The 18,541-nt window shown below is 67.4% G+C and carries 23 protein-coding genes; 9 read left to right on the top strand and 14 right to left on the bottom strand.

Annotated elements, in window-relative coordinates; genetic code table 11:
* Positions 1-51: 51 nt before the first annotated feature.
* The 3 genes from KUM32_RS05580 to KUM32_RS05570 all read right to left on the bottom strand — a co-directional run bounded on the left by KUM32_RS05580 (position 52) and on the right by KUM32_RS05570 (position 2,475).
* Positions 52-621 (bottom strand): hypothetical protein, encoded by a 570-nt coding sequence (locus KUM32_RS05580; RefSeq protein WP_217140664.1) that lies wholly within the window; start codon positions 619-621, stop codon positions 52-54.
* A gap of 69 nt (positions 622-690) precedes the next feature.
* Complete coding sequence (locus tag KUM32_RS05575) at positions 691-2,151, bottom strand: hypothetical protein (RefSeq protein ID WP_217140663.1); 1,461 nt, start codon at positions 2,149-2,151, stop codon at positions 691-693.
* A 9-nt stretch (positions 2,152-2,160) separates the two neighbouring features.
* Positions 2,161-2,475: an SAV_915 family protein gene (locus tag KUM32_RS05570; protein WP_254405073.1), complete on the bottom strand. Its 315-nt coding sequence runs from the start codon at positions 2,473-2,475 to the stop codon at positions 2,161-2,163.
* Between the two features lie 118 nt (positions 2,476-2,593).
* On the opposite strand from KUM32_RS05570, the gene KUM32_RS05565 reads away from it, so the two are divergent.
* The gene (locus tag KUM32_RS05565; RefSeq protein ID WP_217140662.1) at positions 2,594-2,896 is read left to right on the top strand and encodes a hypothetical protein; all 303 of its coding nucleotides are present in this window, start codon (positions 2,594-2,596) and stop codon (positions 2,894-2,896) included.
* A 119-nt stretch (positions 2,897-3,015) separates the two neighbouring features.
* Here KUM32_RS05565 and KUM32_RS05560 read toward each other — a convergent pair whose 3' ends face one another.
* Entirely contained in the window at positions 3,016-3,276 is a 261-nt protein-coding gene (locus KUM32_RS05560; RefSeq protein WP_217140661.1) for a WXG100 family type VII secretion target, read from the bottom strand.
* A 219-nt stretch (positions 3,277-3,495) separates the two neighbouring features.
* On the opposite strand from KUM32_RS05560, the gene KUM32_RS05555 reads away from it, so the two are divergent.
* Genes KUM32_RS05555 through KUM32_RS05545 form a run of 3 tightly spaced genes read left to right on the top strand, consistent with a single transcriptional unit; the run spans position 3,496 to position 5,262 of the window.
* On the top strand, positions 3,496-3,756 hold the full coding sequence (locus KUM32_RS05555) for a WXG100 family type VII secretion target (protein ID WP_217140660.1): 261 nt from the start codon (positions 3,496-3,498) through the stop codon (positions 3,754-3,756).
* A gap of 46 nt (positions 3,757-3,802) precedes the next feature.
* Positions 3,803-4,651: a hypothetical protein gene (locus tag KUM32_RS05550; RefSeq protein ID WP_217140659.1), complete on the top strand. Its 849-nt coding sequence runs from the start codon at positions 3,803-3,805 to the stop codon at positions 4,649-4,651.
* Between the two features lie 53 nt (positions 4,652-4,704).
* Positions 4,705-5,262, top strand: a complete 558-nt coding sequence (locus KUM32_RS05545) for a hypothetical protein (protein WP_217140658.1) — start codon at positions 4,705-4,707, stop codon at positions 5,260-5,262.
* Between the two features lie 33 nt (positions 5,263-5,295).
* Here the strand turns inward: KUM32_RS05545 and KUM32_RS05540 are convergent, their stop codons facing one another.
* The 6 genes from KUM32_RS05540 to KUM32_RS05515 all read right to left on the bottom strand — a co-directional run bounded on the left by KUM32_RS05540 (position 5,296) and on the right by KUM32_RS05515 (position 10,564).
* Entirely contained in the window at positions 5,296-6,735 is a 1,440-nt protein-coding gene (locus tag KUM32_RS05540) for a PE-PGRS family protein (RefSeq protein WP_217140722.1), read from the bottom strand.
* A gap of 26 nt (positions 6,736-6,761) precedes the next feature.
* The gene (locus KUM32_RS05535; RefSeq protein ID WP_217140657.1) at positions 6,762-7,442 is read right to left on the bottom strand and encodes a hypothetical protein; all 681 of its coding nucleotides are present in this window, start codon (positions 7,440-7,442) and stop codon (positions 6,762-6,764) included.
* A 100-nt stretch (positions 7,443-7,542) separates the two neighbouring features.
* Entirely contained in the window at positions 7,543-8,316 is a 774-nt protein-coding gene (locus KUM32_RS05530; protein ID WP_217140721.1) for a hypothetical protein, read from the bottom strand.
* Entirely contained in the window at positions 8,309-8,644 is a 336-nt protein-coding gene (locus KUM32_RS05525) for a DUF6406 domain-containing protein (RefSeq protein WP_308408595.1), read from the bottom strand. The genes KUM32_RS05530 and KUM32_RS05525 overlap by 8 nt, the downstream gene beginning before the upstream one ends.
* A gap of 13 nt (positions 8,645-8,657) precedes the next feature.
* Positions 8,658-10,154, bottom strand: coding sequence for a C2 family cysteine protease (locus KUM32_RS05520; RefSeq protein WP_217140655.1), 1,497 nt, complete (start codon positions 10,152-10,154; stop codon positions 8,658-8,660).
* Positions 10,154-10,564 carry a hypothetical protein gene (locus KUM32_RS05515; protein ID WP_254405070.1) on the bottom strand — a complete coding sequence of 137 codons (411 nt, stop codon included), beginning with the start codon at positions 10,562-10,564 and terminating at the stop codon, positions 10,154-10,156. Before KUM32_RS05515 ends, KUM32_RS05520 begins: the two co-directional genes overlap by 1 nt.
* 301 nt (positions 10,565-10,865) lie before the next feature.
* Between KUM32_RS05515 and KUM32_RS05510 the strand changes: the two genes are divergently transcribed.
* Positions 10,866-12,218 carry a PE-PGRS family protein gene (locus tag KUM32_RS05510; RefSeq protein ID WP_254405069.1) on the top strand — a complete coding sequence of 451 codons (1,353 nt, stop codon included), beginning with the start codon at positions 10,866-10,868 and terminating at the stop codon, positions 12,216-12,218.
* A 31-nt stretch (positions 12,219-12,249) separates the two neighbouring features.
* On the top strand, positions 12,250-12,852 hold the full coding sequence (locus KUM32_RS05505) for a hypothetical protein (RefSeq protein ID WP_217140654.1): 603 nt from the start codon (positions 12,250-12,252) through the stop codon (positions 12,850-12,852).
* A 32-nt stretch (positions 12,853-12,884) separates the two neighbouring features.
* Here the strand turns inward: KUM32_RS05505 and KUM32_RS05500 are convergent, their stop codons facing one another.
* A complete protein-coding gene (locus KUM32_RS05500; RefSeq protein ID WP_217140653.1) occupies positions 12,885-13,463 on the bottom strand; it encodes a hypothetical protein in 579 nt (192 codons plus the stop codon).
* A gap of 89 nt (positions 13,464-13,552) precedes the next feature.
* Positions 13,553-13,852, bottom strand: coding sequence for a hypothetical protein (locus KUM32_RS05495; protein ID WP_254405068.1), 300 nt, complete (start codon positions 13,850-13,852; stop codon positions 13,553-13,555).
* A 1,123-nt stretch (positions 13,853-14,975) separates the two neighbouring features.
* Here KUM32_RS05495 and KUM32_RS05490 point away from each other — a divergent pair.
* The 3 genes from KUM32_RS05490 to KUM32_RS05480 all read left to right on the top strand — a co-directional run bounded on the left by KUM32_RS05490 (position 14,976) and on the right by KUM32_RS05480 (position 17,709).
* A complete protein-coding gene (locus KUM32_RS05490) occupies positions 14,976-15,782 on the top strand; it encodes a hypothetical protein (RefSeq protein WP_217140652.1) in 807 nt (268 codons plus the stop codon).
* Between the two features lie 189 nt (positions 15,783-15,971).
* The gene (locus tag KUM32_RS05485; protein WP_374227485.1) at positions 15,972-17,081 is read left to right on the top strand and encodes a mucin-2; all 1,110 of its coding nucleotides are present in this window, start codon (positions 15,972-15,974) and stop codon (positions 17,079-17,081) included.
* 79 nt (positions 17,082-17,160) lie between these two features.
* The gene (locus KUM32_RS05480; RefSeq protein WP_308408594.1) at positions 17,161-17,709 is read left to right on the top strand and encodes a hypothetical protein; all 549 of its coding nucleotides are present in this window, start codon (positions 17,161-17,163) and stop codon (positions 17,707-17,709) included.
* A gap of 8 nt (positions 17,710-17,717) precedes the next feature.
* On the opposite strand, the gene KUM32_RS05475 is transcribed toward KUM32_RS05480, so the two are convergent.
* Together KUM32_RS05475 and KUM32_RS05470 are read right to left on the bottom strand one after the other, a co-directional pair.
* Entirely contained in the window at positions 17,718-17,885 is a 168-nt protein-coding gene (locus KUM32_RS05475) for a hypothetical protein (protein WP_217140649.1), read from the bottom strand.
* Complete coding sequence (locus tag KUM32_RS05470; RefSeq protein ID WP_217140648.1) at positions 17,882-18,295, bottom strand: hypothetical protein; 414 nt, start codon at positions 18,293-18,295, stop codon at positions 17,882-17,884. Before KUM32_RS05470 ends, KUM32_RS05475 begins: the two co-directional genes overlap by 4 nt.
* Positions 18,296-18,541 lie beyond the last annotated feature (246 nt).

The raw sequence follows: 18,541 nt of genomic DNA, 5'->3' as shown, positions 1-18,541 counted from the left end.
CACTGCGGGCCCCTGCCCGGGAGGCGGGGGCCCGGGGTGAGACTGGCGTGATCAGGGCTTGGTGAGGGAGACGGTCTTGTCGGGGGGACCGGGCCTTTCGGGACCAGCTGAGTCTGTCGCTGCGGGGTCGGAGGGCCAGTTGCGGAGGACCCAGCGGCGCCTGAGCACTGCAACAATTGTCCCGACCAGGAAAAAACCAGCGCCGGCCGACATACCGTAGGCGGGCAAGTTGGCGGGAGGGGCGCTGACCCAGCTCTTCGAAAGGACGCGGGACGGGTCATTGGGTTTGTACGTGACCAGCATCGAGTCGCCGTTAGCCACATCGGGGTACATCCCGGCGTAGTCCGACAGCTTGACCTCGGTACCTGACGCGGTGCCCGTGAGGAACCTGATTTTTACGTACTTGGGCTTGTTGTCGATTGCGATAACCACCGCGGCGGCGTTGGATCCGCTGGAGCGGAGGTCGTGGACTAGAGAGCGCGATGGGAGCCAGAAGGCGAAAGCCAGTCCAGCGCACAGGATAAATGAGCAGAAGATGCCCAGGAGCGTGCGGTTCGACGCGACGTACGGACGAGGCCTCAGTGCGGCGCGTCTTGTGTCGGCGAGTTGCTGTGCTGCCACGACCGAAGGCGGTAGTTGGTATTGACCTGCGGGACGTCTTCTTTTCTTCTTAGCCACTTTTGGTCCACCTCACGAGAACCATCCACTGACCGACTTCTTGACGCTGGACGCCGCGTCACCGAAAGATTTTCCAGCGCCCTTCACCGCGCCTGTGACCGCGTTGACGGCTTTCCTGCCAGCTGGGCTCTTAATGATGTAGGAAGTTCCGTAGCCGACGCCGAAACCGAGCGCGACGCCGGCCGCCACCCCCCACCCCACGGGGCCTCCCACCGCCGCTACTGCCGCCATGCCGGCCATGGTCATACCGGTTCCAGCAGCCATCCCTCCGACGTTGGCGGCGATGGCGACGTCCTTCTCCTCGTTATGTGCGACGTCCCACCCAATAGCCCCGATAGTGAGCACCGTTCCCACCAACGGTAACTTCCCACCCACGTGCAGAGCGCGGCCGAAGAGAGACGCCGAACTGGGTGGCCGGAGCCCCGGTACCTTGCCGACCAGCCAGCTGCCCCCATCCGCGACCGACGCCTCCATTAGGCGGGAGAACGACCCCATCCCGAATTTACCGAGGATCCGCTCCGCCTCACGCGCGGAGTGCCTGGAGGCCTGAGCCGCATGCTTGGTTGCGTTCTTGAACCTCCTCTTTTCCTTCTTGCTCATAGCACTGACACGCTGCTCGTACAACCGACTGGCCTCGTCGGAGAACTTCTGTGACTGCTCCCAGAAGTGCCCGGCATACTTGGCCTGCGTGCTGATGACGGCCGCCAGTAAGCCGGCCGTGTCGGACCACGTGTCCGCAGGATCTCCGAGCTTCTTCACGGCGATCTTCGTGTGCTTCCAGGCGATGGCCCAGAGATTCGGATCTTCACCCTGCATGAGCGCACGGTTGAACACGGCGGTGGGCTCGTCCTTGCCGATGTCGCTGTGGAACAGGGCGGTTGCCTTGTCGAAGCCCGGCGCGGGGGAATTGGCGTTGACAGCAGCCGTGAACGCGGAGCCGAAGACTTTGACGTCGTTCTCGGCGGTCGGTGCGTTGGCGGCGGCAACGGTCACCGGGAGCAGCTTGAGTAAATCCGGATTCATCTTGGCGTAGAACGCCGACGTGAAGTCCGGATCCCCCTTGTGCTTCGTCAGCTCCTCAGCGATCCGATGGAATGCGGCACCGGCCTCGGTCTGGTCGAGTTCAGCTACCTTGTTGACATCTTCGGCCAGCCTTTTCCCGCCCTCCCGTGCTTCACCCACGGTCGGCACAGGCTCGCGCAGCTGCACCATGGTGCCGGGCTTGAATCCCCCCTGGTCAAGTTCCATGGCCGACGCCAGAGCTTGTCTGCGGCGGAGCATGGGGAGCTCGTCGGCCACCCAGTTGGCGATCTTTTCGATCTCCGTCAGGTGGTGCGTGTCCAGGCCGAACTTGTGGAACCTACTCATATAGGCGGTTCGGGCACTGTGCAGGCTCTTGCTACCGCCTTCCAGGTTCTTGATCGTCCGCAGCAGGTTGTCCGGGTTGATGCCTGAGAAGTTCGGGTCGACCACCAGAGGCTCCTATTCCGTAACGTCGGCGAGTCGGGGATCGATCAGTACGGACCGTGCCCCCGAGCCTCTCAGTGCGCCCTCCAGTTCACTCGTACGGATTATCACCCACGGTTGCTGCTCACCCATGGCTTCCACCAGAAGGGGCACCGTGGAGAACGCGAGGGCGACGAGCTGCTCTGCACCGCTGTTTCCGGCCACCGGGACGAGCATCACATCGACGGTGCTGTCTGCCATGAGGGAGCCGTCAGGTAACTGCGGTACCTCCCCCATGGTGGGCAGGACGAGGTGTTCGGGAGCGCTCGGTGGCATGTCGTTGGAGGTCATCGGCTCAGATTATGAGTTGTTGCGAACCATGAGCAACGCATCAGCCTCTTCACCGGGAACAATCGCTTGGTACGGTGATCACCCGTTCGTGAATAGTTGAAAGGTGATCGGTGAGCCTGTGACGGATTCCGAACCGAAGGTTCCGAACCCCAGAAGAGCCGACTTGGAAAAGCTCCGCAACGACCTCGCCAAGGACGTGGAAAGCCTCCGCAAGGCCCTCAAGGGGCCGACGGAGGACATAGGCGGCGAAAGTGTCTGGGTCGGAAAGAACGCGCGAGCCTGGCACCGTGAGCTTGACGGACGGCACCGGAAGCTGGGGGAAGAGGTCGGCAAGCTGCTTCCCGTCATCGACGCGGCCATCCGCGGCGAACCCGAGAAGGTGTCGGCGACCGAGGCGCGCGCGTACCACCAGGGGCGATGAGCTCTCGTCCTTGCCCGGAACCCGAATCCCGAACGCCGTCGGGGCGCCGGGGTCACCGCCCTCGAGGCGGTGACCCCGGCGCCCCGGCCGGTCACCCGCTGCGCTTGATACGCCTGCGATCAGGTGGCGCGCTCGATGTTGTCGGCGCTGGTGTTCGCGGACTTGCTGGCATCGTTCAGCGTGTCGACCCACTTGTCGAAGGTCGGCTTCACGTCGCGCCAGTCGTCCCGGAACCGGTCGGCCTTCGGGCCCTTCCAGTAGCCGGAGCTGTCGGCCGTGGCCGTCTGCAGGTCCTTGATCAGGAGCTGCAGGTCGTGGGCCTTGCGGGCGTACAGCTTCGACAGTTCCCGGAGCCGTGTGAGATCTGCACCGCGATCCATGGCGTTCCTCCCCGTGTCAACAAAGGCAAGCGGACTGTCCGTTCGCAACAGTGGACGCTACAACACCGGCAGCAGTTCCCGTCCACCGCTGTTGCAGATGGGATCTTCCAGTGAACGCCCGGTGTGCGCGGAGTGGGAAGCGGCAGGTCAGGTCTCCTGCCGGGCCCGCAGGGGTGCGACAGTATCCTGGGATTTCGGAGACAGCGGGGGAGAGCTGCTATGGCAAATCCTGACATACAGGAACTCAACCGGCGCGCCGGTCAGTTGCGTTCACTGGCCGACCACATAGACGGACTCGTCGACGCCGCGAAGAACCACAGCACGACGGGCATGAAAACGTGGTCGGGGCCGAACGCGGACGACGTGCGCGGCAAGCTGAAGAGCTGGAAGACGAAGTGCGGCACGGTCGCCAAGGCCTTGCGTGACGAGGCGCAGAAGTGCACCCAGGACGCCAAGGACCTGCAGGACAAGAAGAAGTGACGGTGGCCGCCCCCGGTGCCGTCTTCGCGGGAGGAAACCCAGACCAGTGCCCTCGTACGACAGCTCCCGAGCACGCTTCCGGCTCGCCGATCGCCACATCGCCGTCTTCGCCCACCTCCTCGACGGCGAGACACCGCCACAGGAGCTGGCGGAGTCGCTGACAGAGCTCCAGCGCATCGGTCTGGTGGGGGAGGAGGGAGAACTGGCGCCGCTGCTGCGCGACCTGCTCGGCACGCTCGCCGACCCCCTGGTCATGATCCAGGTGGAGGTCACCGGCGAGCACGGCCCCGTGAACCACGGTGTCGTCGTGGGCCAGGACGCGGTGATCTCCCACGACGGGTGGCCGGGCGAGGAGGAGTCGGAGTACGTCTCCATCGAGCCCAACACCCTCGTCTGGGAGCTCGCCCGCAAGGTCAACCTGCACCGGGGCGGTGAGAAGCCCGAGGAGGGTGTCCCAGAGATCCGCGTCGAGACGACGATGGCCGCCCTGGACGCCGCGTTCGTCGCGCTGGAGGAGCCGGGGCCGGACGACGACGCCACCCGTGAAGGCGTTCGCGAGGCCCTCGGCGAGGCCGATCCCGATCTCAAGGGGGACGCCCTCGACCGCTTCCGCGACCTGGTCGCCTCCCTCAACGCGACCTGGCGCATCACCACGGCCTGGGACGGCCGGCACGACGGCGAACGCAGCGCCATGGTCCGCGCCCTCGCCGTCTGGGACTGCGGCCCGCTGGGCCACTGGATCCGCGAACAGCCGGAGGAGCCGATCATGCCGGGGCAGGTCGGCCCCGACAGCCGGCTGGCCCTCGTGCGATCCGATGCCGCCGAGGTCTGGAGAAAGATCACCGACCTGCTGCCGGACCGGGAGGAACTGCTGTCCGGGGACGCCGCCGAATGACGACCATGCTCGCCCCCGTCGTGGAAGCGCGTCCCACGCGGTCGCGAAGGCGGTTGGGGACTGTCTGGGTACTGATCGGCACGCCGCTGGTGCTGGTCGGCTGCGGGTGGCTGGCACAGAAGGAGGGCCTCCTCTGGATGCTGCTGGCCACCGTCCTCGTCCTGGCGGTGCTCGGCACGGCATGGGTCATGTGCGGCGCCGGTCCGGGCACGGGCGTCGCGGTGTGCGGGTTCGCGTTCCTGCTCTTCGTGGGCCCGGCTCTCGGCGACTACGTCCTGCAGGACCGCGGAGTGCGCCACGACGCCCTGGTCGTGGACGTCAGTACCTACCGAGGCAAGAGTGGCCGAGAACGCGCGGTGTGCACGGTTGTCCTGACCGGGGCCGGTCGAGGACGCACCGTAGAGGTCGGCGACACCGGCGGCTGCGTCGACGACTTCGAACGGGGCCGCCGCGTCACCCTCGTGGACGACCCGGACGGATGGCTTACGCCGCGGCTGGGCAGCGAGGTCAAGGGAGTCGAACCGTACCAGGGGTGGACACTCGCGGGACTGCTCGTCGCCATGGAGGCCTGCGCCCTCCACGGGCGGCTGCGACGACATCGACGCGGATAGGGCGATCCGAAGGGGCTGGCGGCACCCGGCCAGTCAGAACCAGTTCATCGGATTCGCCTTCGACTTGGCGATGCTCTTGCCCAGATCACTCGCCTTGTCGCCGGCCCAGTCGACCGCATGCCCCGCCCCCTTCTTGATGTCGTCCCAGTGCTCGACGACCTTGGCGCCTCCGTAGACGAGACCGGTGCCCACGGCGAGTCCGATGGTGACGGGGTTCGGGGCGACCATGGCGGCGGTGAGGGAGGCGTTGAAGCCGACCTCGGCGACGTCGGCGACGTATCCGGCGCCCCGCCTCTTGAACGCGTCGACCGGGTTTCCCTGGGAGATGACGTTGGCCGTGCTGAAGCCGGTCGAGACGACCCCGCCGACGATGCCTGCTCCACGCAGGAAACCGGCGCCCTTGGCGGCGGTGACGAGACCGGTGCGCAGGGCGCCGGAGCCCCGGGCGGCGTTCGGAAGGACTTCGGCCACGGAGTTCGCGAACCTCTGCGAGTTCGCCGCCTTGGTGAATATCTTGACGAGACTCGCGTTGCCGGCCCGGGCCACGGCCTGCCCGGAGTGAGTGAAACCACCGTACGTCCGGGCTACCTGGTCGGAGCCGACCAGGAAATCGATCACCCCGTTGGCGCGCAGAGTGCTCATCAAGGGGGTCGAACGCACCCAGTTGTAACCCTGGCCGAGCAGGTCGCCCCGAAGGCCGCTGGTGAGCGGTACCCGGGAGAGGTTCTGGTACGTCGTGCTCCGGCCGAAGAGGGACCCGAGTTGCCCAGGCAGCCAACTGCCGGGAGCGCTCAGCGAGCGGATCTTGGGGGTCCACTTGATGAGCCCGTTTCCGGCTGACCGGATGAGCCCGTTGTCCGAGCCCCGCAGGACCACGCCCAACCGGGTCTTCCAGGTACGCAGCGCTCCTGTCTTGAGTGAGTTGCCCAGTAGCACCTTGGTGAGCGAGGTGCCCTGGATGGTGACGACCGCGGTCGCCGCGGTGACCGCGGCCCAGTCACCGTAGAGACCGATCATGCTGGCGATCGTCTCTTCGTGCGGTTGCAGCCCCGGTATCCGGGAGACCGCATGGGCCTCGAGTCGCTCCACCCATTCCGCGAGCGACTCGTTGGGCTGTCGCTTGAAGTCGTACGCATGGGGATCGTCGCTGGCCGCGACGGAGTTGGCCAAGAGGAGCACGTCGGGCCCGAGGCCCTCCCCTTCGAGCTTATCGATCTCCTTGGCGCTGAAACCGGCCCACAACAGACCAGCTCGCGGATCACCGCTTTCGAGCCGCGCGAACACAGCGCGCTTGCGTAGGTCCGGCGCGGTGTCCGTGACCCAGTCGCGCAAAGGCCTGAGCGTGGCCAGCTGGCTGCTGACACCCAGCCTGGAAGCCCTCGTGAAGGCCTCGTCGACCTTGTCCTGCAGACCCCCACGACCGTCAAGGAGCTTCGCCAGCTGGTCCAGGTCGTCAGGATCGACGCTCCGGATGGCCATGTTTCATCCCCCAGTACGGCTCAACTGCTGCGCAAAAGGGCATAGGCGAAGACGAGACGTCGATCCAGCCACGCCGCCCGGATCAGGAACCTGGTGTCGTTCTCCGACGTCATGACGAGCTCATCGCCTGATCTCCATTCGACGACGCGTGCCTTCCTGGGTTGGTCACCGCCTTCCGCGCCCAGGTCGGAGATCGCCTGGACGACGCCGAGCACCAGCTTTCCGGCACCGCGTTGAACCATCTCGGAGGGTCCGTTCTTCGCCCACTCCGCGCTGCTCACCATTTCCGGGTGTCCCGGCTGGTCGATACGCCAGGTCGGTCGCAACGCGTGCTTGAGAGGAGCGACGCGACGGATGTGCCCCACCAACTCCCCCTGCGCGTCGCGGACGCCGTACTGCCGTGTGCCGTCACTGTTCCGCGGAGAGCCGACCGAGCAGAGCACCCGCCGGCCCTCCGGGTCCTTGTACAGCCGCTGGGGGCTGCCTTCCGAGGTGGCGTCCGGGGAGAAGAAGGCGCAGGGCGCGTTGACGCGCTGGAGGCCACCGCCCTGCGGAACCCTGATGGCGCGAGGGCCCTGTACCGCCCGCCTACGGTGCTCCGTGGCGGGCCGCTCCTCGTCGCTGACGGAGAACTCCCAGGCGTCGACCCAGGGAACGATGGGAACGGGGAGCTCGTCCTCGTGCTTGTTTCTGCCGAACATCAGTCAGTCTCCACGTTGCGGTGCGGGGCTCGGTGCATCCGCAGGCCCGCCGGACGACTCTACCCAGGCAGCGTCGCGGTACCGGTTTCCCGGACCCCTGCTACGCGCTCGTGCGGACGAGCCGTACTGCCTGGTCCGTGAGCTGCGACACCTCGAACAGCACGCCCGCGAACTCCACGGTCTCCCCGACCCGTACGTCCTTGTAGTCGGCGACGGGGATCGCGCCGCAGTTCGCGTCGATGCCCGTGGTTCCGGAGTCGGGGTCGATGTAGGAGACCGTCAGGGACAGGCCCGTGGGGAAGCGCTGTACCCCGCCGTTGTCGAGTAGCGAGAGGGCGGCGCCCCTGGCCGGGAAGCCTTTGGCGGCGGCGGCCAGGACGGTGCGGTTGGTGGTGAAGCAGAGGCCGGCGTCGGCGGGGCCCTGCTGGGATTCCAGGGACTTCGGTGCCGTGGCGAGGGCGGCGCGGTCCTCGGCGGTCTTCGGCTCCAGGACCACGCGGTAGGCGCAGATCTGCCGCACCGAGTAGCCGTGGCCGGAGACGGTGATCTCCGCTCCGGGCTCGACCTTCCACTGCTGCTGGCCGGACGCGTACGTCGCGCCGTCGCGCAGGGTCGCCGTCCGCGTCGTGCCGTCCGCGTCGGCCCCGGCGTACTGCACGCCACCACCGCCGGGCAGTTTGAAACCGCCACCGCGCAGGACGTGGGCCGCCCCGTCAGCCGGGGCGGTCCCCACACAGGCGGGGCCCTTGTCCCGCGCCGCAGGAGTCGCTCCGCCGTCGCCGCCCTCGTCGCCGCCGTCGGACGATGAACCGCATCCGGTCAGCGCCAGCAGGGCCAGGGCGGCAGCCGCTCCCGTGATGCCGTACCTACTCACCGGCATGAACACTGGTCTCCTCCTCGTCGGCGTCGGTCGCCCGCTCCAGGACGACACGGGTGCGGTAGTCGACCTCCGCGACCCTCCATGTGTCGCCGGTGATCTCCACGGTGTCACCCGCGGTCAGCCCGTCGTACTCGACGGGCGGCCGGCCCTCGCAGCTGACCTGGATGCGCCCGTGCACCGACGGCTGCGCGAAGACCGTCGCCACGATGCGGTGCGGGAGGCCTTCGTGCCGGACGGTGTACGGCACGTGGTACCGGAGCACCCACCGGCCGTCGAACTCGAAGGGATATTTGACCTGGGGCCGGTCGGCCACTGCACTCACCTGTGGAACATCGTCACGGGACATCGAAGGCCTCGGGTCCCTGGAAGTACTTGTCGAGCTGGTCCTGGCTGACGGTGATCGGAGGGTAACCCTGTACACCCCAGGGGTTGCCGAGGATGACCTTGCCGTCGTCGGTAAAGCCGCGGACGTAGTAGGCGTGGTTGCTGTGGTACGTGCTGCCCCACTCCGACGGGTGGTCCTTGTCCAGGCTCTCGTCGTCCGGCGTGGAGAGGGTGACGACCTTCCCGGATTCGTACGCCCTCCTCAGGGAGTCGATGTCCTTGTCGTCGTGCTCGCCGATGCCGAGGAAGCCGCCCGTCTCCAGGTCGTCACCCTCCTGGCCGGTCAGGTACGGGGCGGCCTTCTTCGGGTCGTCACCCTCGATGCCGCCGTACCCGCGCTCGCCGTCGCCGTCCTCCGAGTAGACCATCGCGAAGGCCTTCTCGTAATACGCCGGCCAGGTCTCGCCGTTGCCGTACGTGCTGATCGGGTTGCCGTTCTGGTCGGTCGGCAGATCGGCGGTCATGGTCACCCAGTGGTGATTGCCCTGCTTGTCCCAGACGCGGACGCTGACCGTGCCGTTGGGGTTCTGCTTGATGCCGTCCTGGATGAACTTCGGGTCCCTCTGGGCCAGGCCGGCCAACGAGGCCACGTACCAGCAGTCACCGAACTGGTTCTGGCTGACGTCGTCGGCGGAGACACCGTTCTGGAACAGCGGGTCGGAGGGGGGCGCCCAGTGGATGCCGTTGTTGGTCTGGCCGTTCTGGTCGTTGCCGCCGCTCTCGTAGGCGCCGGTGTTGGTGAACGTCGGCTGCATGCCCGGGAAGGCTGCCTGGAACTTGCCCACGTTCTCAGGGCTGATCTTGGACAGCATCAGGCTCAGCGTGTCCCGGCGCGCGGCCTCGGGCAGGCCGTTGTGGTCGAACGGGGTCCAGTTGGAGTCATCGGTGTCGGTGATCAGCTCGTTGTAGAAGGCGAGGTCCTTGGGTGACGCCTTCGTCATGAACGCGTCCAGCTCGGCCGCAGTCAGCCCGTCCAGCTCACCGGATACCTTCTCCAGGTCGTCCCGGTTGCCGTTGGCGCCGAAGTCTTTGCCGTCGAGGGCCTGGAGATTGCGCAGGGCGGCGTCGATCTTCTTCGCGTCGGGTGGCTTCTCGTCCAGGAATACGCTGCCGTCGCTGACCGGGTAGCCGCGCTTCTGCAGTTCCTGCAGGCCCTCCATCTGCTTGATGCGGCGCTTCATCGACGCCTGCATGTCGCCGAGCTCGCCCTGGAGGGAGCCGGGCAGGCGCCGGCGGCCGCCGAAGAACGACGGCATGGGGATCAGGTCGCCGACTAGCCCTTGGAGGTCGGGGTCGCGGGACGCGCTCTGGCCGGCCGGCAGGTTCTGCTGGGCGGTGGTGAGCAGGGTCGCGAGCTGGGTATGTAGTTGCCCCGAGTTACCGGCGAGACTGTCCAAGTCTCCGGCCAGCGCTCTCAGCTTGGCGGCGTCGAATCCCCTGAACGCCATCAGTTGCCGCCCGTCCCGGACTTGGTCTTGTCCTTCTCCTTGGCCTGCCGGTCCAGTTCGTCCGCCTGGCTCTCCCAGCGCGTCGCGTCCGCCAGCAGAGCCGTACCCATGCCGCTCAGCGTGCGCCGGCGCTGCTGGAGCTTGGCGGTGCACTCGTCGGCGAAGGGGCCCTGCCATATCGCGCCCTTGTCGTCACCGGTACGGAAGCCGGTGGCGCGCGGGGTGGCCTTCTTCACCGCGTCGTCGAGATACGGCCCGAGCCGCCGGGCTAGGGTGCGCGCCTCGCGGGCGCACTCACGCAACTGCTTGGCGCGCTTCTTCAACTCGGCGACGTCCTCGCTGGGCCCCACGTCCGCGTCCTCCCCCGTTCGCTGTGTCCGTACGGCGCCGAACTCACTGGACGGAGCCATGACACCGCTGGTGCAGCATACGGGGGCGGGGATCAGTACCTCGGAGGAGGCGTTTCGTCTCCACGGGTGACACACAACCACCACACTTGTCATCCCGGGCGAGGCGCGTCGACGCGACCACCCCGGCCGAGGGCGACGTGCGAGGGGCCCGGCCTCCGCGCCCACCGCATCCCTACGACAGTCGCGTCCCGCCCTGGCACCATGAGGTGACCCGCCCGGCGTGAGGGCGGGGTCGGTGGTCGACGGACGGGGGACTGGGCATGTCGTTCCGGGGGGGGCGAACCCCGAGGATCTGGAGCATTTGGCGGAGCCCCTGGACGGGCGCGGAGGTACGGGGGAGCGCCTGGACGAGGCCTTCACCCGGGCGTCCCGGTTGGGGGTGAGCGGGCAGCTGGCGGCCTTGAGGCCGATGCGGTCGTGGACGGCCGACGGGGCCAAGGACCTGCGCAAGCGTGCCGTGATCCTGCGTCTGGAGAACGGCGACCCGACGGCCGGCCTACTGTGGGCGGGCTTCACGGCTGAGGACCTGGAGAAGTACAAGGGCGAGGGGATCAAGCCGGAGACGCTGCTGCTGGCCAACTCGGTCGCGGCGAGCGACGATCCGGCGGCGAAGGACCTGGCGCGGCAGCCGGGGGAGAAGCTCGGCGACTGGGTGGCCCGGCTGGAGGCGCACGCCCTGTCGAAGATCCTCGGCCTGGAGCCGCACGAAGAGACCCTCACCGAGATGATCAAGTTCGGCAGCGACGCGTTCAACGTCGCCGCCGCGACCCAGGTCGTGGCGGCGACCGGTTCCTCGGGGACCAAGGTCCTGCTGGGCAACGCGGTCAAGACCGGCAAGCTCGGACCGATGAAGGACGCCCTCGCCGCCCGGTGGACCGCGCCCGGGAGCAATCCCCTCCTACGCTGGGCGGGCACGAAGCTGGGCAACTACAACCCGCCGATCCGCTCGCTGTCTGCCCCCGGCAGCTGGTTCCCCGGGCAACTCGGCAACATGGCCTCACGCAGCCAGACCTACCAAAGGGTCGCCAACGTCCCCCTGAGCTCCGGCTCCCTCGGCGACCGCTGGGGCGGCGGCTGGGACATGCTGCGCCGACGCGGCTTCATGAACGCCAAGTTGCTGGGCGTCACGCCCAACCAGGCCATCAACTTCTTCGCCGGGTCGGACGACATGGCCCGCATGTACGGCGGGCTGACCCACTCCGGGCAAGCGGTCACCCGCGCGGGACAGGCCAGCCTCATCACTGTCGGCAAGGCCGGCGGGTTCAGCGCGGCGGCGAAGACCGCGGGGCTGTGGCGGGGCGCGGGCATCGTCGGGTCGGCGGGCGCGACGGCGTTCTCCGTGGCCAACATCGCCACCATGGACCACGAGAAGGAGTGGGAGAAGAGCAAGGCCGGCTACCTGGCCAACTACGCGGAGGTCGGGTTCAACGCCTCCCTGACCGCCGCGATGGTCGCTCCCACCCCCCTGACGATCGGCCTCGCCGTGGGCACCGGCATCGTCTACGGAGGCCTGAAGGTCGTCGAGCACTGGGACGACATCACGGAAGGCGCCGAGAAGGCCGCCGACTGGGTCGGTGACAAGGCGAGCGACATCGGCGGCGACATCGCCGACGGTGCCAAGAAGCTGGGCAGTGCCCTCAACCCGTTCGACTAGTCAACTACGCACGAAACGAGCATCCGCCGCCATGGAAACGAGTAGCGAGCCCCTGAAGTTCGAGCTGTCGCCGTACACCGACCGACCCGAGAAGCAGTCACCCACGACCGGGATCAGGGGAGACGTGGGCCACTTCGGAGCCGTGGTGGTGCAGCGCTGCCCGCTGTACCAGCCGCTCGCGAAGAGCATGGACACCGTGCGGCTGGCGGGCCCCGCCTTCCCGGAGACGGTCTTCCGCGGCAAGCGCAGATCGGGGATGCCTTCGCTCTTCAAAGCCGGGCTCACTCTGGACGGTCACCCCGCAGACCTGCGGTTCAACGCCCGGGCCCTGCGCAAGGAAGACCGCGCGCTGCGCATCGCGTACGAGGGCCGGGAGTACGTCTACTCCGTGGAGGGCCTGGGCAAGGCGAAGGTCCTGGAGAGGGAGGGCATCCGGATCTCGATGCAGCCCGGCCAGTTCGTGCCGTCGGCCGGAACCGGCAGCACGGGCACCACCACGGGCCCGGCCGACGCCGTGGACCTGGCGATCGCCATCGTGCTGGAGCAGGTGGACACCGACGTACTCACCTTGAGCGGCGCGGCGCTGTCCTCGCCGTTCGCCTTGATGCAGCACCTTTCGGACCGGGCGGAGTAACCGGCCCGGCGAGGCCTTCGGGTGGCTGGGCGTCACGGAAAGATGTCGAGCCAGTCCAGCGACCTGTAGAAGAAGGCGCGAACCGCTCCTCCCCGGGTGAGGTTGCGGGTGTTGACGCCGCACAGCACGGCGGCGAGGGCGAGATCGGTGGCGTCCGCCGGGCCCAGGCCGGTGAAGGTGGCCTTCCTCCGCGAGCCCCTGCCGTGCCGGCACGTACGGACCTCCACACCGTCCCGGACCAGGGCGCGGTCCCGATGCCGGGCGCTGGTCGCGAGATAGCGGTACTCCCGCCCGGCGACCTGCATCCGCAGGGCCCGCCCGGCTCTGGTCTGCGCCCAGCGGTTGCGTTTGAGGCGGATGCGGTCCTCACCGGCGCTGAGCTTCCCCAAGTGGAACGAGGGCTTTCGTCCGTAGGCCCAGCCGCTGAAGGAGACGGCGGGGATGGCGTCCCCCTTGGCCTCGGTGACGTGGACGTCACCGAGCCGCTTCGCCGGGTAGGTCACCTCGATCCGCCCGAACTCGCCTGCCGTGCCCCGATACCCGAACTTCCAGGTAAGCCGGTGACCAGAATGGTCCTCCCAGTGGTCGAGGCTGTACGTGTGTCGCTGCATGCTTCCTTCCCCCCTCGCGTCGCGCCGCTCGGCGCGGATGTGCCATGCCCGGCGCCGCTAATCGAGCCGCGCCCAGGTGCCCCGCACGTTCAACCCCGCCGGGCCCGGGCCAGCGCGTCCAGCAGGGCCTCGCGGTCGTGGGTGGCGATCAGCAGCGACTCGCCCTGATCGGTCTCGACCACGATCTGGTCCATGCCCATCGGTACGGCCCATCCGCCACCCATTATCCGCAGCGGCCCGATCGCGCGGTTGGTCCGCCGCGACTCCGCGACCTCCGCACGGGACCACAAGGCCAGGAACGCGGCGAACTCCGCGTCCGTGGGCTCCTCACGGGCCTCACGAAGCGACTCGGCCGTCAACGCCTCCACCGCGACCGTCTCCCGCCCCACGGTCAGCCGACCATACTGGATGTGGATTCTGTGGTGTATGCGCTTGGAAATCGGCACTGCATTGAATACGAGCGCGAGAAACGTCGAGAACCCGAGAACGACGAACCAAACCGTCCGTCAGAGCGGTGCACCTGCCGCACACGCTCCCTGATCCTCCGCGCGCTCCACTACGGCTCCCTCATCTCACACAGGCTCTGCTGTCGGCAGGTTACCGACCGGCCCCCTCGGCCCGAGCGGAGCGGTGGACCGTAGGGGACAGAGCAGGTGGCGGCGCAGCTGCTGTCCCCCGACGTTGCGAAGCTGAACTCCGCACCGCCACGGGGTTGTCACACCGGCCCCTCGGGTGACTCACGGTGCATCGATTGCCTTTGCTTTACTGTTCTATGGCGCGGCAACCCGGCAGGGGGCGCGGAGATCAGTTGCCAGAGGTCCCGTTTCGTCCATGTCGGATTCATGGCTTGTTGGGTGAATGGCCGCGGTCAGGAAAACGGACGGACTGACCGAGGACGGAAAGGGGTCAAGCGAATGAGCGGGACCTCCTTCGAGCTACAGCGCGTGCCACCCACACGAGGGCGTCGAGGTGAGATCTCCTCTTGGGTCGGTCAGGTGGCCGGCCTCGGTCGTAACGAGCTGCGTTTTCCCACGGAGCACAGCGACTACCCGGCGGAGTACTGCGAGGTGGCGGCGGATGGTGACGGTTTCCCACTCGTCACCTATCTCGGGCTGCGGTATCTGCGCGGGCCCCTCCTCGACGGGGGAGAACTGCGGGTCGACTGGGAACCGGCGGGCCTTTCCCGCACTGCCTACCGGGCGGGCCGACAGGGACGGGCTCTCCATATCCACGTGAAGGGCCGTTCGTACTCCTATGTCCAGGTTGGTGGCAAAACGCCATCAACTGGCTCGGCCAGGCGCGGGCGTACTCATGAGACGTTCTGGTTGGAACAATCCACGGACCTTGGCCGGAGCCTGCTCCGGCGCGGCGGACGCTCTCGACATCGGCCTCGCCGTCGTACTGGAGGCCGTGTACACACGGAATCTCTCGATGCCAGGTGCTCTGGTGTCGATGCCGGGGCGTCTTCTGAACCGGTGCAATTTTCTCTGAACTTCTGGGGGACAGGACATAATGCCTTCTTTGGATGCGGCGCGGCGTCGACTGCGGCTGTCCGACGACCATGTCAGCGTGCTGGGAGTGCTCGTCGAGGAGGAGCGACTGCCGGACGAGTTGTCGCAGGCCCGGGAAGAACTGCGTGAAGCCGGGCTGCTCGACGCCGACGACAAGATCGTCGGTGATCTCTACCCGCTCGTCTCCACGCTGATGGAGCCTCGCGTCATCGCGCGTGTCGAGGTGACCGGTCCCCAGGGCGTGACCAGCAGCGGGGCTGTCATGGGCGACGAGTTCATTTTCGTCCACGAGGCCTGGCCCGGCGAGACGGAGTCGGAGTACGTGCCCGCCGAGCCGGAGACCCTCGTCTGGTCCCTGGCCAGGATGGTGGACCTGCACCGTGACCTCACCGACGAGGCCGACACCGGTGAGGTGATCGAGTCGACCATGGGCCTGTTCGATCAGGTGATCGAACGCATGGAAAACGGGGAGAACCAGGAAGCCGAGGCCGTGGCCGAGGCGACCGGCGCTTCTCTGCGGCTCGCGGAAGTCCTCGCCGAACTGAACTGCATGTGGCGGATGACGGTCGCCTGGCAGGGCGAGGGCCCGATCCGGACGGACTCCGGGCTGGCCGTCTCGGCGCTGGCCGTGTGGGACTGCGGCATCGAGGGCTACTGGGTTCGCGAACTGCCGGCCGAGCCGGTGACCGACGGGCAGGTCGACGCGGCGAGCGTGCTGCGGGTGCGGCGCGCTTCGGCCAAGGAGCTGTGGCAGCGCGTCACCGACCTCCTGCCGGACGGCACCCAGCTCGCCTCCTCGGCCTCCTGAGGGCCTGAGAACTCTTCGCTGTCCGGCCATCGCACGTTGTACCAGCTGACTTAACGGGGAAAAATGGGCGACAAATCCAAGCGCATGGGGAATCCGGAAGACCTCGAGCACCTGGCGAAGCTTCTGGACGGTAGGGGAAATCTGCAGGACAAACTGGATGAGGCGTTCACCCGTGCGTCCAATCTCGGGGTGCGGGACAAACTGAGTGCCCTGAAACCCCTGCAGTCGTGGACCCGGGAGACGTCCACGGATCTGAGGCGGCGTGGTGCCATCCTCCGTGCGGAGAACGGTGACCCGCTGGCGGCCGCCCTGTACGCGGGTTTCAAGCCGGAGGACCTGAAGGGCAAGCAGTTGCCTCCGGACATCATGCTCATCGCCAACGCTTCGGTCGCGAACGGTGACAAGTTCGACAGCGAGTGGCTGAAGCGTCAGCCGGGCGAGACGTACCAGGACTGGATAGAACGCGTGCAGTCCGACGCGGTGACGAAGGTGTCCGGGAACAAGAACCTGGGCGAAGTGGTCGGCGACTACATCGACATCACCGCGATGGCGTCGACGGTTCCGGGGGCGTTCAAGATGACGGCCGCCGGGACCATGGGGCTGATCAAGAGGTTCCGCAAGGGCGAGTTCCTGAAGGCGCCCGGGACGACCCTCGCTCAGATCCTAAAGGGAAAGGCGCCTTCGTACATCCCCGCGAGGATCGCCCGGCTGGGCGCGAGCATCGGTGCGCGTACTCCGTCGGCCGTGCTCAACGTACTGACCGGCAAGGACAGCTACGCCGTACTTGTGGGCAAACGCTGGTCCTGGGAAGCGAACCTGCTCAAGGTCGGCAAGAACGCGAGCGCCCTGAACAGGGCGGCCGGCGCGAGCAAGCTGTCCGCCTTCACCTCCGGAGCCGGCACCGCGCTCCGTACGGCCGGCTGGTGGCGGGCCGCCGGCGTCGGGGGAAGCATCGTGGCCACCGGTATCGGTGCGTTCGACGTCTACCAGGAAGGCAACCCCGTCGATGCCTTCAAGAGGGACAAGGCCGGATACGTCTCGAAGGTGTCCGGCGTGGCCTTCAACGCGTCGCTCACCGCGGCCATGATCGCGCCCAACCCGATCACGATCGGTGCGGCGGCGGTCACGGGCGTGGTCTATGGTGTCTCCTCCATCGTGGACAACTGGGACAAGGTCAAGCAGTTCCCCGGCAAGGTCGCGGACGCCGGAGCCTGGGCGGGGAAGAAGGTGGCCGAGGGCGCCGGGAAACTGGCGGACGGCGCCAAGAAGCTGGGCAGCGCCCTCAACCCATTCGACTGACGTGACGCGCCCATGGGCGCGAGATTCAAGGTGGACCATGTCTCAAGGGCCGTTCGAACTGCGACGTTTCACTAATTCCGTGACATCGCAGACCCAGCATCACGTGACGTTCTGGCGTGGCGAGGTGGGCGGGTTGGGCTCGGTGGAGCTGGTGGTTCCCGCCCTGGAGGTCGTGCCAGTCGCGGACCAGACGCGGACCTGCGGAGCGATGGTGGTCGGGGAGAGCGTCCCGACCACCTACTTCACCGGGATGCCGTACGGCGGGCGGCCCCGGCTGGCCTCGGGGCGGCTGAACGTCGCGGGACAGCAGGCGGCCTTCGACCGCAGCACCCTGCGGACGAGCAGGCAGGGACGGGCCCTGCGGATCTGGGCCGTGGGCCGCGAGTACCGGTACGCCGAGACGAGCAGTCGGCGGCACCACGTACTGGAGCGCGCCGAGGCGCGGATCGAGATGGCCCGCTCCAGCTGGGCCCGTCCCGACGTCCTCTCCGGTACCCCGCGAGGCGCCGTGGACTCCATCGACATCAGCCTCGCCGTCCTCTTCGAGGGCGTGTACACACGCAACCTGTCGCTGCGGGGGGCGCTGCTTTCGGGGCCGGGGCGGCTGGCGGACCGGTTGGGGGGATAGGAGGTTCACTAATCGACAGTAGGCTCGTTCCACCGGGGGCTGTAGAGCAGTCTGTTGAGCCGTCCAGATACTGCACCGGCTGTGGTCAGTTCCAGAGTGTCGACGCCTTCGAAGATGATGGCGAGGGCCAGGCCGAGGGGATCGGCCTCACCCGTGGCGGTGCTGATGCTGCTCATTCCCTTGCCGGTGCTGCTTTTGGCGCGTTCGAGTGACACACGGACGCCAGGCGGGCGAAAACGGCGATCTTCCCGTGGCCCGTCACGCAGTACTCATAGAACCGTCCCTGCCACGTGATGCGCAGGGCTCGTGATGAGCTGCGGAAGCCCTTGCTGTTGTAGCTCATCCCGCAGAGAAGTCCGTCCACGGTGAGGCAAGCATCCTTCAAGGTAGGTTCACCTGGACCTACCGATCGGTACGTCACTTCCGGCATGGCGTCGCCCCGCAGGCGAACCTCGCGATGCACTTCTGAAACTCTGTTGAACCCTTTACACCGCTCGACCTCTGGCGTGACCAGTCCGAATTCACCGACGATTCCCGCGTGGCCATGCACCCTTTTCCGGGTGTAGGGGAGAAGTCCGAATTTCATCACGCGCATGTTCAGCGGTGCTGGATCGAAGGCGTCACCGCGTGGGTCAGTGCGGTGAGGAAGGCCGTGCGGTCGCGGGTGGCGATGCGGAGGGGTTCCCCTGGTGGGTGCGGAGCACGACGCTGTCCATGCCCATGGGCACGCTCCAGCCGCCGCCCACCAGGCGGGGGTCGCCGTGATCTGAGGCCCGAAGGCCGGGGACCGGCGCGTCCACGGCGTTCAGTGAGCCGCGTACTGCTCAGGCAG

The sequence above is a fragment of the Streptomyces sp. AC627_RSS907 genome, assembly GCF_019049165.1.
The sequence above is the reverse complement of the archived record's forward strand: the minus strand, read 5'-3'. Positions and strand labels throughout refer to the sequence as shown.